Origin of the sequence: Pseudomonas sp. R25(2017) (assembly GCF_002112565.1) — a bacterium.
Classification (GTDB): Bacteria; Pseudomonadota; Gammaproteobacteria; order Pseudomonadales; family Pseudomonadaceae; genus Aquipseudomonas; species Aquipseudomonas ekonensis.
Window position 1 is genome coordinate 85,169 of sequence record NZ_NEHZ01000021.1, and the last position, 12,991, is coordinate 98,159.

At 67.5% G+C, this 12,991-nt stretch carries 9 protein-coding genes; 5 read left to right on the forward strand and 4 right to left on the reverse strand.

Annotated elements, in window-relative coordinates; all coding sequences use genetic code 11:
- Window positions 1-43 precede the first annotated feature (43 nt).
- The 3 genes from dxs to CAG31_RS24165 form a co-directional block, all read right to left on the reverse strand.
- A complete protein-coding gene (gene dxs / locus CAG31_RS24155) occupies window positions 44-1,942 on the reverse strand; it encodes a 1-deoxy-D-xylulose-5-phosphate synthase (protein ID WP_085585904.1) in 1,899 nt (632 codons plus the stop codon).
- A gap of 91 nt (window positions 1,943-2,033) precedes the next feature.
- Window positions 2,034-2,921, reverse strand: coding sequence for a (2E,6E)-farnesyl diphosphate synthase (gene ispA / locus CAG31_RS24160; RefSeq protein ID WP_085585906.1), 888 nt, complete (start codon window positions 2,919-2,921; stop codon window positions 2,034-2,036).
- Complete coding sequence (locus CAG31_RS24165; protein ID WP_085585908.1) at window positions 2,918-3,160, reverse strand: exodeoxyribonuclease VII small subunit; 243 nt, start codon at window positions 3,158-3,160, stop codon at window positions 2,918-2,920. Before CAG31_RS24165 ends, ispA begins: the two co-directional genes overlap by 4 nt.
- A gap of 468 nt (window positions 3,161-3,628) precedes the next feature.
- On the opposite strand from CAG31_RS24165, the gene CAG31_RS24170 reads away from it, so the two are divergent.
- The 4 genes from CAG31_RS24170 to CAG31_RS24185 are packed head-to-tail and all read left to right on the forward strand — an operon-like array spanning window position 3,629 to window position 11,370.
- Window positions 3,629-4,420 carry a YfaP family protein gene (locus tag CAG31_RS24170; RefSeq protein ID WP_085585910.1) on the forward strand — a complete coding sequence of 264 codons (792 nt, stop codon included), beginning with the start codon at window positions 3,629-3,631 and terminating at the stop codon, window positions 4,418-4,420.
- Between the two features lie 37 nt (window positions 4,421-4,457).
- Window positions 4,458-6,164, forward strand: coding sequence for a DUF2138 domain-containing protein (locus CAG31_RS24175; protein ID WP_085585912.1), 1,707 nt, complete (start codon window positions 4,458-4,460; stop codon window positions 6,162-6,164).
- A complete protein-coding gene (locus CAG31_RS24180) occupies window positions 6,134-6,799 on the forward strand; it encodes a DUF1175 domain-containing protein (RefSeq protein ID WP_371856128.1) in 666 nt (221 codons plus the stop codon). Before CAG31_RS24175 ends, CAG31_RS24180 begins: the two co-directional genes overlap by 31 nt.
- Window positions 6,796-11,370, forward strand: coding sequence for an alpha-2-macroglobulin (locus CAG31_RS24185; RefSeq protein WP_085585916.1), 4,575 nt, complete (start codon window positions 6,796-6,798; stop codon window positions 11,368-11,370). The genes CAG31_RS24180 and CAG31_RS24185 overlap by 4 nt, the downstream gene beginning before the upstream one ends.
- Here the strand turns inward: CAG31_RS24185 and CAG31_RS29105 are convergent.
- Window positions 11,363-11,668, reverse strand: coding sequence for a hypothetical protein (locus CAG31_RS29105; RefSeq protein WP_371856129.1), 306 nt, complete (start codon window positions 11,666-11,668; stop codon window positions 11,363-11,365). The genes CAG31_RS24185 and CAG31_RS29105 overlap by 8 nt on opposite strands.
- On the opposite strand from CAG31_RS29105, the gene CAG31_RS24190 reads away from it, so the two are divergent.
- Complete coding sequence (locus tag CAG31_RS24190) at window positions 11,567-12,991, forward strand: DUF2300 domain-containing protein (protein WP_371856130.1); 1,425 nt, start codon at window positions 11,567-11,569, stop codon at window positions 12,989-12,991. The two genes, CAG31_RS29105 and CAG31_RS24190, sit on opposite strands and share 102 nt — an antisense overlap.

Here is a 12,991-nt window from a genome sequence, read left to right on the forward strand (position 1 = left end):
CGGCCTCTTCGCGGGCAAGCCCGCTCCCACAGGGAGGGTGTGTTCAGCGGTCGAGCAGTTGCAGGCGCTCGCGCACCGCCGCTTCGATCCCGGCCTCGTCCAGCCCGCACTCGGCGAGCATCTGCGCCGGTTTGGCGTGTTCGACGTAGATGTCCGGCAGGCCCAGGTGCAGGATCGACCTGAGCACGTTCTCGCGGGCGAGGAACTCGCTGACCGCGCTGCCGGCGCCGCCCATCACCGAGTTCTCCTCGATGGTCACCAGCAGGTCATGGTTGGCGGCGGCTTCGCGCACCAGCGCTTCGTCCAGCGGTTTGACGAAGCGCATGTCGATGACCGTGGCGTCCAGTTTCTCGGCGACGTTCAGCGCCTCGGCCAGTTGCACGCCGAACACCAGCAGGGCGACCTTGCTGCCCTCGCGGCGCACCACGCCCTTGCCGATCTCGATCGGTTCCAGGCTTTTCTCGATGGTGGCGTTCGGGCCGGTGCCGCGCGGGTAGCGCACCGCCGCCGGGCCGTTGTACAGGTGGCCGGTGCTGAGCATCTTGCGCAGTTCGTTCTCGTCGCTCGGGGTCATGATGACCATGCCCGGGATGCAGCGCAGGTACGACAGGTCGAAGCTGCCGGCGTGGGTCGGGCCGTCTTCGCCCACCAGGCCCGCGCGGTCGATGGCGAACAGCACGTCAAGGTTCTGCACCGCGACGTCGTGGACCAGTTGGTCGTAGCCGCGCTGCAGGAACGTCGAGTAGATCGCCACCACCGGCTTGGCGCCTTCGCAGGCCATGCCGGCGGCGAGGGTCACGGCGTGCTGTTCGGCGATCGCCACGTCGAAGTAGCGCAGCGGGAAGCGTTCGCTGAACGCCACCAGGTCCGAGCCTTCCTTCATCGCCGGGGTGATGCCCACCAGGCGCGGGTCGGCGGCGGCCATGTCGCACAGCCATTCGCCGAACACGCCGGAATACTTCGGCCCGCCGGCCTTCTTCGGCGCAGCGGCCGGGGCGTCCAGCGGTTCGAGCTTGGTGATGGCGTGGTAGCCGATCGGGTCGACCTCCGCCGGAGCGAAGCCCTTGCCCTTCTTGGTGACCACGTGCAGGAACTGCGGGCCCTTCAGGTCGCGCATGTTGCGCAGGGTGGCGATCAGGGTCGGCAGGTCGTGGCCGTCGATCGGGCCGATGTAGTTCCAGCCCAGCTCTTCGAACAGGGTGCCGGGCACCAGCATGCCCTTGGCGTACTCTTCGGTGCGGCGGGCGATCTCCCAGGCGCCGGGCAGGCGCGACAGCACTTTCTTGCTGCCTTCGCGCATGCTCGCGTAGGTGCGGCTGGAGAGGATCTTGGCCAGGTAATTGGACAGGCCGCCGACGTTGCGCGAGATCGACATGTCGTTGTCGTTGAGGATCACCAGCATGTTGGCGTCCACTTCCGGCGCGTGGTTCAGCGCCTCGAACGCCATGCCGGCGGTCAGCGCGCCGTCACCGATCACGGCGATCGCCTTGCGGTCGCTGTTCTGCAGGCGGGCGGCGATGGCCATGCCCAGCGCGGCGCTGATCGAGGTGCTGGAGTGGCCGACGCCGAAGGTGTCGTACTCGCTCTCGGAGCGGCGCGGGAAGGCGGCGATGCCGTCCTTCTGGCGCAGGGTGCCCATGCGCTCGCGGCGGCCGGTGAGGATCTTGTGCGGATACGCCTGATGGCCGACGTCCCACACCAGCCGGTCGTCCGGGGTGTCGAACACGTAATGCAACGCGATGGTCAGCTCGATGACGCCCAGGCCGGCACCGAAATGCCCACCGGTCTGGCCGACCGTGTAGAGCAGTTCCAGGCGCAACTCATCGGCCAGGGTCTCCAGCTCGGCTTCGCCTAACCGGCGCAGGCCGTCCGGCGTGTTCGCGCGGTCGAGCAGGGGCGTGGTCGGGCGCTTGCGGGGAATCTCATGAAACGTCGTGGGCATCAGGCGAATCGTTATAGGTATAAAAGATGCGGCAGTTTACCTGATGCATCGCCCCCTGCCCACGCGTAGGTCCTTTTTGGCGGATCTGCCGTCAGTGGCGGCGCTCGACGATGTACCGGGCCAGGTCGCGCAGCGGCTCGGCGGCCGCGTCAAACGGTCGCAGCGCGTGCAGGGCCTGATCGCGCAGTTCCAGCGCATAGGCCTTGGCCGCGTCGAGGCCGAGCAGGGCCGGGTAGGTCGGCTTGTCGCGGGCGATGTCGGCGCCCTGGCGCTTGCCGAGGGTTTCGGTGTCGCTTTCGACGTCGAGGATGTCGTCCTGCACCTGGAACGCCAGGCCGATGGCCTGTGCATAAGTCTGCAGGGCCTTGAGCTCGTCCTTCTCGGCGCGGCCGCTGGCCAGGGCGCCGAGCTTGACGCTGACCTCGATCAGCGCGCCGGTCTTGTGCCGGTGCATCTGCTCAAGGGCCTTCTGGTCGAGCTTGAGGCCCACCGAGCCGAGGTCGATGGCCTGGCCGCCGACCATGCCGGCGGGACCTGCGGCGTGGGCGAGGGCGGTGACCATCTGCAGGCGGATGTCGGCGCCCAGGTCGCTCAGGCGCAGGTCGAGCAGGGCGCTGAACGCCAGGCTCTGCAGGCCGTCGCCGGCGAGGATCGCGCAGGCTTCGTCGTACTTCTTGTGGGTGGTGGGCTGGCCGCGGCGCAGGTCGTCGTCGTCCATCGCCGGCAAATCGTCGTGCACCAGCGAGTAGGCGTGGATCAGCTCCACCGCGCAGGCCGCGCCGTTGGCCTGTTCGGCCTTGCCGCCGAGGGCTTCGCAGGCGGCGTAGGCCAGCAGCGGACGCACGCGCTTGCCGCCGATCATCACGCTGTAGTGCATCGCCTCATACAGGCGCGCCAGCTCCGGCAAAGGCGCCTTGAACAGGATCTCCAGCGCCGCGTTGACCCGTGCCTGGCTGGCGGCCGAATACGCGGCGATCATTCCGGCAAGTCCGCATCGAACGGGGCTTCGGCCAGTTCGCCGTCGCGCTCCAGCAGGATCTGCACCTTCTGCTCGGCCTGGGCCAGCGCCGCCTGGCAGTCGCGGGTCAGGCCGATGCCCTGCTCGAAGGCGGCCAGCGAGTCCTCCAGCGACAGTTCGCCGTTCTCCAGACGCTCCACCAGCGTTTGCAGGTCGGCGAGGGACTGTTCGAAATCCAGTGCAGCTTTTTTGCGGGCCATGGCGGCGGTTTCCGGTAGACGTTAAACCGGCGCGACACTAGCAGATAGGGGGGGGCAGGGGCAAATGAGCGGGGCGTTCCCCATGGCGGGGGCGCGTGTTCCCGCCGGGCTGCGCAGCTGTCCCGGGCGTGGCCGAATTCAGGGCCGGATTCTGGGGTTCGGGGTCGATTCGCAACCTGATGGGAGCGAGCTCTCTTGCTGCGAATTGATGTGCTTTGGCTGGGCAAATGTTTATTCGGCTCATTTCGTGAGCCGAATAAGTCCGCTATTCGGCTCACGCACCGTAAATGTGCGTGATTCTTGCCGCAAATCCAGATGTGTCCGATTGTTAAACAACGGCCGAATCGTTAATCTTCGCGCCTTCTACGTCCCCGTTTTCAGGGGCTTTCAGACGAAACGCAGTACGCGCCACTGTGAAGCGCCGAGGATCGGGCGCAAGGTTTCGTCAGGCATGGCAGGAGGCATCACGTGCGTTCGTTTCTTTTGCTGCTGATCGGGTTGGTCTGCGCGCCCGCGCTGCTGGCTGCGCCGAGCGCCGAGCTGTCGGAGCCCCAGGGCGGCTGGCGCTACCACGGCCTGCTCGACCGCACGGAAAACCCCCAGGTGGCTTACCCCACGCCGCCCATCGACCGCGGCATCCAGCGCAACCGCACGATGATCCAGGGCCAGCTCAAGGCCCTCGGCCACCAGCGCGGGCCGCATACCCTGGCGGTGAACGGCAATCCGCTGAACCTGTACACCGACGATGACGGGCGTTTCGCCAGGCCCTACGCCTTCGGCGCCGGCTCCAACAGCGTCGAAGTGCGCAGCGCCGAAGGGCAGTCGCTCAAGCGCGTCCAGTTCTATGAGGCCAACGACCTGCGCACGCCGGCGCGGATCCGCGTGGTGCTGGGCTGGGACGACCCCAAGGCCGAGCTCGACCTGCACATCGTCACGCCGGACGGCCAGCATGCCTTCTGGGCGCGCCCGGCCTTGAGCAACGGCGGCGGCCTGGATCCGGACGGCGTCGACGGCCCGGGCCCGGAAATGTTCACCATGACCGCGCCGCTGCACGGCACCTATCTGGTTTACGTCAACTATTGGGGCAACTTCGGCGACGGCGGCTATAACTTCGAGGAGGCCAGCAACCAGAACGAGGTCATCACCTCGCAAATCACGCTGGTGACCCAGGAAAACACTGTCGACGAAAAACGCGAAACGTTCATCGTGCCCCTGCGGGCGATCGGTGATCTGCTGCTGGTCAAGACTTTCAACTATTAAGCATCCCGTCCACGGATGAATCTCGGGTTTTGTGAACATGAGTGATAACGCTGCTTCTCCGGCCGTCCCGACACCGACCGGCCAACCTTCCCGGCGCTGGCCGCTGCTGCTGGCCGGGCTGTGCCTGGTGGCCGGCGTCGCGGGTGGCCTGGGCTGGCTGCTGCACAAGCCCAAGGCGCCGCCGGCGGAACTGGCGAGCGACAAGCTGGGCATGAGCCGTCCCGACGCGCTGCTGGAGACCCGCTCCCTGAGCCAGTTGCCCAAGGACCTGTTGGCGGTGCCGTTCCTCAAGGCCACGCTCACCGAGGATTTCGTCTTCTATTACGAGAGCCATGCCGACCGCCTCGGCCTGATCGGCAGCCTGCGGCGGATCGTCTACGAACATGACCTGAAGCTGCAGGACAGCCTGATCGAGCAACTGTTCGACCAGCCGGCGGACGTGGCGCTGTGGCGCGGGGCCGACGGCCGGCTCAAGGATTTCCTGCTGGTGATGGACCGCGGCGGCCTGGCCAAGGTGCTGGAGCCGCTGGCGAAAGTGGCGCTGGACGACTCGCAGCTGGGCCAGTTGGGCGAGCTCAAGGTCGGCGGCGACACGGTGCCGCTGTACCAGCTCAGCTACAACGCCGGCAAATCGCTGCTGTTCGCCTCCCATGGCGACAAGCTGGTGGTGCTGTCCAACCCGGCCAAGTACTACGACCCGCAGAGCGGCGCGTCCGAGGAGTCGGGCCACGTGTCGCCCGAAGCGCTCGCGGCGTTGCTGGGCGGCCAGAAGCTGTTCCCCGAGGCCTTCGGCCTGGCGGCCAAGGCGCCGGAGATCAAGCAGCGCCTGTCGGTGAACGCCAGTGTGCTCGCGATGGGCTACCAGCGCTTCATCCCGAACTTCGCCGGCCTGCGCTTCGACATGGACGACAAGGGCTGGCACAGCTTCCTGGCCATGGACGAACTCGACAATCAGCCGGACTTCGACTTCAAGCCGGTGTGGCAGGCCATGCCCTTGGGCGCCAGCGCCTGCGTGACCTTGCCGGTGGCCGCCGAACCGCAGAAGCCGCTGCTGGTGAAGCTGGGCGCCGAAGAGGCCGCCGCACAGAAACTCACCGAACACGTGGCCGGCGCGGCGGGGCTGTGCTGGTACGCCGATTCGCGGTTGTACACGCCGCTGCTGGTGGCCAGCCTGAACGACGGCGACAAGCTCGACGGCGACCTCGGTGCGCTGTTCGGTTCGATGGTCGGTGCCTATGAAGGCAACGTCGACGAACACGCGTTCCCGGTGGTGGAGAAGCAGGAAGGCCAGAGCCACCTGTGGCAGCGGCAGGTCAGCTCGAACTTCGGCCCCTATGCGGCCAAGGACGCCGAGAACCCCGACGCCATCACCGGCCGGGCCTTCATGAAGGTCAGCCTGGCGCGCCACGGCTCGACCCTGTTGTTCTCCCTCGACGACAAACTGGTCGACAAGGCCCTCGGCACCCTCGACAAGCGCTTCCCGCCGATGGCCGACGTGCTGCCCAAGGATGTGCTGATGCCGATCTACTTCGGCCCGGACTCGATCGCCCAACTGATGCAGCAGGAAACCCTCGACAGCCTGCCGCAGGACATGGAGCCGGTGTTCTACAACGCCGCGCAGACCTACCTGATCCCGAAACTGCGCACCCTCGGCGGCTACGGCAAATACGCCCTGACCCTGCCTGAGGGCAGCGAGCCCGACGGCCACTGGCAATGGCTGCCGCTGGAGTGGAAAGCACTGTGACCGGACTGATCCGCCGCCTCGGCCTGCTGGCGCTGCTGTTCTGCGCCGAGGCTGGCGCCATGGAAACCCCTGCGCTCGATCCGCAGCAATCCCAGGTGTTCCGCGCCTGGTTCGTGCGCATCGCCCAGGAACAGCTGAGCCAGGGCCCGAGCCCGCGCTGGTATCAGCAGGACTGCGCAGGGCTGGTGCGTTTCGCCGCCAACGAAGCGCTGAAGGTGCATGACGACAAGTGGCTGCGCAGCAACGGCCTGTCCAACCGCTACCTGCCGCCGGAGCTGGCGCTGAGCGCCGACCAGCGCAAGCTCGCCCAGCAGTGGCAGCAGGGCGGCGGCAAGGTCGGGCCCTACGTCAACGCGATCAAGCTGATCCAGTTCAACAGCCGCCTGGTGGGCCGCGACGTGTCCCAGGCGCGGCCGGGCGACCTGATGTTCTTCGATCAGGGCGACGACCAGCACCTGATGATCTGGATGGGCCGCTACATCGCCTACCACACCGGCACCACCACCCCAACCGACAACGGCATGCGCTCCGCAAGCCTGCAACAACTCATGACATGGAAGGACACCCGATGGATTCCCGACGCAGCCAACCCCAACTTCATCGGCGTCTATCGACTGAACTTTCTCTCCCAATGACCGGTGCCCGCATGCTGCGCATTTGCTCGAAAATCCCTCTGCTGCTGGCGCTGCTGCTGCCATTGGCGACCGTGAACGCCGAAGACACCGTGGCCCCCAGCGGCTACACGCCGGTGGGCGGCGAAAGTTTCTTCCTGCTGGCCGACAGCAGTTTCGCCAGCGACGAACAGGCGATGGTGCGCCTGGAAGCGCCGGGCCGCGATTACCGCAGGTTCCGCATGGAGCCCTACGGCGGCGCCGATATCCGGGTGTACCGGATCGACAAGCCGCTGGACTTCCTCAAGCGCCAGAAGAACCTGCACCGGGTGGTCAGCGACGGCCAGTTCAAGGGTGAGGGCCTGTCCAACACCTTGGCGTACCTGTGGGACAACTGGTACCGCAAGTCCCGTCGGGTGATGCAGCGGGCGTTCTCCTACGAGTCGCGCAAGCAGGTCACCGACGAGGTGCCGGAACTGAAGATGGGCAACGCCATCGCCGCGCCGACGCCGTATGACGCCCAGCCGCAGTTCGCCCTGATCCCGGGCCTGCCGGTGGTCACCCAATTCCGTTATCCGCTGTGGCAGGCCAAGCCGATCCAGCCGCCGGAAGGGGTGAAGCTGGCCGGTTCGTCCAGCGAGTTCGTCAGCGTCGCGCCGGGCAACGTCTACATTCCGCTGGGCCAGCTGAAGCCGGGCCTGTACCTGGTCGAAGCGCTGGTGGGCAAGTACCGGGCGACCACCATGGTGTTCGTCTCCAACACCGTGGCGGTGAGCAAGATCGCCGGCGACGAGTTGCTGGTGTGGGCGGCGCGCAAGCATGAAGGCAGTTCGGTGGCCAAGGCCAACGTGCTGTGGACCGACGGCCTGGGCGTGATGAGCAGCGGCGCCACCGATGCCGATGGGTTGCTGCGTCTGAAGCACGTCAGCCCCGAGCGTTCGTTCGTGATCGGCGAAGACGAAGAGGGCGGGGTGTTCGTCTCCGAGAACTTCTACTACGACAGCGAGATCTACGACACCAAACTCTACGCGTTCACCGACCGGCCGCTGTACCGGCCGGGGGACTGGGTGTCGCTGAAGATCGTCGGCCGCGAGTTCAAGAACGCGCGGGACTCGGTGCCGCCGGGCGCGGCGGACGTCAGCGTCAGCGTGCTCGACGCCACCGGCACCGAGCTGCAGACCCTCGACCTGAAGCTCGATTCGAAGGCCGGCACCCAGGGCCGCTTCCAGTTGCCCGACAACGCCGTGGCCGGCGGTTACGAGCTGCGCTTCAACTACAAGGACCAGGCCTACAGCAGCGCCTTCCGGGTGGCGGAGTACATCAAGCCGCACTTCGAGATCTCGCTGAACCTGGCCAAGCAGGATTACCGCACCGGCGAGCCGGTCAAGGGCAGCCTGGTGCTGCTCTACCCGGACGGCAAACCGGTGGCCAACGCCAAGCTGACCCTGAGCCTGCGGGCCCAGCAGCTGTCGATGGTCGACAACGAGCTGCAATACCTGGGGCAGTTCCCGGTGGAGCTGACCAGCACCGAACTGACCACCGACGGCAAAGGCAACGCGACCCTGGACCTGCCGGCCGCCGACAAGCCGAGCCGCTACATGCTCACCGTGTTCGCCAGCGACGGCGCGGCGTACCGGGTCAAGACCACCAAGGAAATCCTCATCGACCGGGGCGCGGCCAGTTTCCGCCTGAGCGCGCCGCAGCGGTTCAGCGCGGCGGGCGACAAGGTCGCGTTCAGCTACGTCAACGAGGGCGGCAGCGAACCGGCCAAGGCCGTGACGCCGAGCGGCTACAGCTGGGTGCGCCTGGAAGACCAGAGCACCGGCGAAGGCAAGCTGGCGGCCAGCGACAAAGGCTTCAGCCTGGCCTTCGAGCGCCCGGGCACCTACAACCTGACGCTCAAGGATCAGCACGGCCGGGTGCTCGGCGCCACCGGCCATTCGGTGACCGGCGAAGGCGTGAAAGCAGTGCCGGGCACCGTGGAGATCGTCCTCGACAAACCCGAGTACAAGGCCGGCGACGAAGCGCTGGCGCTGATCACCTTCCCGGAACCGGTCAGCGATGCGCTGCTGTCGCTGGAGCGCGACAAGGTCGAGGCCACTGCGCTGCTGGCCAAGGGCGGCGACTGGCTGAAGCTGGAAAAGCTCAGCGACACCCAGTACCGCGCGCGCATCCCGGTGAAGGACACCTTTGCGCCGAACATGACCTTCTCGGCGCTGTACACCAAGGGCGGTCAATACAGCTTCCAGAACGCCGGGATCAAAGTGGCCGCGCCGCAGATCGACGTCGCGATCAGCACCGACAAGCCCGTTTACCTGCCGGGGGACACGGTGACGGTGGACCTGTCCACCCAGTTCGCCGGCAAAGCGGTGCCGGCTCACCTGACGGTCAGCGTCGTCGATGAAATGGTCTACGCGCTGCAGCCGGAGATCGCGCCGACCATCGACCAGTTCTTCTACCACCCGCGCCGCAACAACGTGCGCACCAGCGCCAGCCTGTCGTTCATCAGTTACGACGTGGCGCTGCCGGGCAGCCCCGGCGCACCGGGCAAGGCCAACCGCAGCGAGCGCGGCGTGAAGGTGCTGGAGCGTCCGCGCCGCGAAGACGTCGACACCGCCGCCTGGCAGCCGGAGCTGTTGACCGGCGCCGACGGCAAGGCTCGTTTCACCTTCAAGATGCCGGACTCGCTGACCCGTTGGCGCATCACCGCACGGGTCATCGCCGATGACGGCCTGGTGGGGCAGAAGAAGCAGTTCGTCCGTTCGGAAAAACCGCTGTACCTGAAGTGGAGCGGGCCCAGCACGTTCCGCAAGGGCGACCGGCCGCAACTGGGTGTGTTCGCCTTCAGCCAGGCCGAGAAACCGGTCAAGGCCGAACTGGTGACCCGTTACGCCGGCACTGAGCAGCGCCTACCGGTGACCCTCGACAACGGCATCAACTACCTGCCGCTGCCGGCGTTCGCCCTGGCGTCCGGCGAGTGGACGGCGGAGCTGGTGCAGGACGGCAAGACCGCCGACTCCCTCGCCGTGCGCCTGACCGCGACCGGCGAAGGCTGGCAGGTCACCCAGACCCAGAGCCTGGACGTGGCCGCCGGCGACACGCCGCTGAGCCTGCCGGCGGACGCCACGGATATCCGCCTGCGCCTGGATGACAGCCCGCAAGCGCTGTTCCGCTCGGCCCTCGACGATCTGCTGAGCTACCCGTACGGCGGCGTCGAGCAGACCGCCAGCCGCCTGCTGCCGCTGAGCATCGCCTATCCGTCGCTGGCGTCGAGCCCGCAGATCCGCGACCGCCTGCGCCTGATCATGCAGAACAGCCGCCTGCGCCTGGTGCAGATGGCCGGGCCGTCGGCGAGCTTCACCTGGTGGGGCTTCGACGGCGAGCCGGACGCGTTCCTGACCGCCTACGCCTACTACGCCGACTGGAACGCCAGCCAGGCGCTGGCGCTGACCCTGCCGCCGGAGCACTGGCAGCGGGTGCTGGAGGTCTACGCCAAACAGGCGCCGAACACGCCGCTGCTGCAACGGGCGCTGATCCTGTCGTTCGCCCGGCAGATGCACTTGCCGGTCAACACGCTGCTCAGTGGCCTGATGGAAGACCTGGCCAAGGCCGGCGAAGGCAATGCCGAAACCCTGATGGACGACGGCGAGGACAGCCTGGTGATGGGCGATCCGGATTCGGCGCTGGGGCTGGCGGCGGCACGGGTGCTGACCGCCTCGTTGGCCAAACAGGTGAAAGTCGCGTTGCCTGAAGCGTTCAACCGTCAGGTGGACGCGGCGCAGCAACGGCTGGCGGTGAGTTCGCAGCCGTTCGCCGAAGCCCTGAACCTGTCGCAGCAGGCGTTCGATCAGGCGCGGGCCAAGGCGTTGCTGCAACGCCTGTTGCCGCAGCAATCGACCCTGGAGCGCGCATTGGCACTGACCTGGCTGCAACGCAGCATCGAGCAGGCGTCGCCGACCATCGCGCTGGCGCCGGGCGAAGGCTGGAAGAAACAGTACGGTGCGAGCGGCGAGATGTTCTGGACCTGGCAGGGCGCCGCGCCGGTACCGGCGGTGCTGTCGGTGTCCGGCACGCAGGAGCGTCCGCTGCGTGCGGCGTTGAGCTTCAAGACCGCGCAACCTTCGGTCGAGCCGATGGCCGTGACCGTCACCCGGCGCCTGTCGCGCCTGGTGCCGGGCGACGAAGCGTTCACCTTCAAGCTGGAGCCGGTGGGCACCAAGCCGTTGTCCAGCGACAGCCTGTACCTGGACGAAGTGATCCTCACCGGCAAAGCCGCCAGACCGCTGCGCTACGGCATGCTCGAAGTGCCGCTGCCGCCGGGCGCCGATGTCGAGCGCACCACCTGGGGCATCAAGCTACAGGGCAAGGACGGCACCGAACCGACCGCCCTGGAGAAGGCCCGCTTCGAGCCGGGGCAACTGGCCTACGCGGTGCCGGTGGATGCCCTGAGCGGCGAACTGCGCCTGCGGCATCTGGTGCGCTTCTCGCAGAAGGGCCAGTTCAACCTGCCGCCGGTGCGTTTCACCCAGGTGTACGCGCCGCAGCATCAGGCCCAGGAAGCGAAAGCGGCCCTGGGTCAGGTCACGGTCAACTGACATGAGCCGGCCGCTGGTCTGGCTGCTGTTGTGTCTGGTTCCTGCGCTGGCGACGGCGCAGGACGAGCCGTTGCGCCTGGCGTACAAGGGCGAGCTGCTGTCGCTGAACCGCACGCAGCTGATCAGCCGTGAGCCGTTGCCCGAGACGTTGCAGGCGCCGCTGGGCAGCCTGTGGAAACTGTTCGTCTACGCCTGGCTGGCGGACACCGGCGCCCAGGAGCCGGCCTATGAATGTCGCGGGCAGTCGAAAGAGGAAGTCTACTGCTGCTCCGCCGGCGGCAAGGTCGAGCGCGATCAGGCGTTGGTGAAGTCCTGCGGGCTGTATTTCGAGCCGGCGCGGCTGGGCATTTCCGCTGTCGATTGGCGTAGCTACTGGCAGGCGCACAACGCGCCGGGATGGTTGCTGGACCTGCCGTCGGTGCAGCCGGCGCAACGGGTTCTCGTGGCCGAACTGCTGCGGGTGCTGGCCTCCGTTCCCGCCCAGGCGCAGATGCGCCGGGTACTGCTCGATGTGGTGCTGGGCGCGGCGGACGGCAATGCCGTCGGCGAGCTGGGCGCACGCCTGCGGGTGAAGACCTGGAGCTGGCTCGGCGACCGGGACGCCGCGTCGAGGCAGGGCGGCTTCGCCGGCTGGACGGCGGACGGTACGCCGGTGTGGGCGGGCGGGCGCGGCACCAGCCAAATGGTGTTGCGGCACTACGGGCAGGCGCTGGCTTCGGTGCTGCCGGCTGCGTGGCCGGCGGAGTCCGGGCGTTGCGTCGAAGTGGGGTTGTTCTCGCGCTACCCGCTTGCGCGCGTGATGTCGGCGGGGCACGCCGTGACCTCCGGTCCGCTGGTGGGCGACTACCGCGTCGAGTTCGCCAACGGCAATGCATTGGATATCCACAGCGCCGGCGAACTGTTCCTGCTCAACGACAGGCTGGTGGCGCGGCTGGACCGGGAAGAGTACGTCGCCCGCGTCCTCGACCGCGAAGCCAAGCCCGAGCCCGCCGAAGCCGCCAAGGCCCTGGCCGTGGCGATCCGCACCTACCTGCTGCAGAACGCCGCGCGCAGCGGCGAATGCCTGAGCATCGACGACAGCAGCAACCGCCAGCGGGTGGCGCCGCGTCCGGCGTCCGCCGAGTCACGCGGGATCGCGGCGTGGACGGCGGACCTGGTGCTGGCCGGCAGCACCGTCACCTACCACTCCGACCAGCCGGGCCCGGACAGGCTCGCCTGGCAGCAGGCCGTCGAACAGGCCAACGCGGGCCAGCGCTATGACGCGATCCTGCTGCACGCCTATCCGCGTGCCAGCCTCAGCCGCTGGGACAACCCGGTCGCCTCCTGCGAGGCGCTGCCCGCCGCCCAGGACTGGCTGCAGAAGCAGCGGCGCGGCTGGCGTCCGAGGCTGGAAGGCGAAACCGGCTACAACGAGGTCAGCGCCTTTGCGGTCTGCAAGCTCGCGTTCGGGCGGCCGTTCGTCGACCGCGAACGCCAGCGCATTTATGTACGCGGTGTCCTCACCCTGCAGGACCGCCTCGACCTGACCCACGAATACCTGCACCTGGCCTTTGAGGCACACCCCAACGGCCAGGACGAAACCTACATCGAAGGGCTTGCCCGTCACCTCTTGCTGGAATAG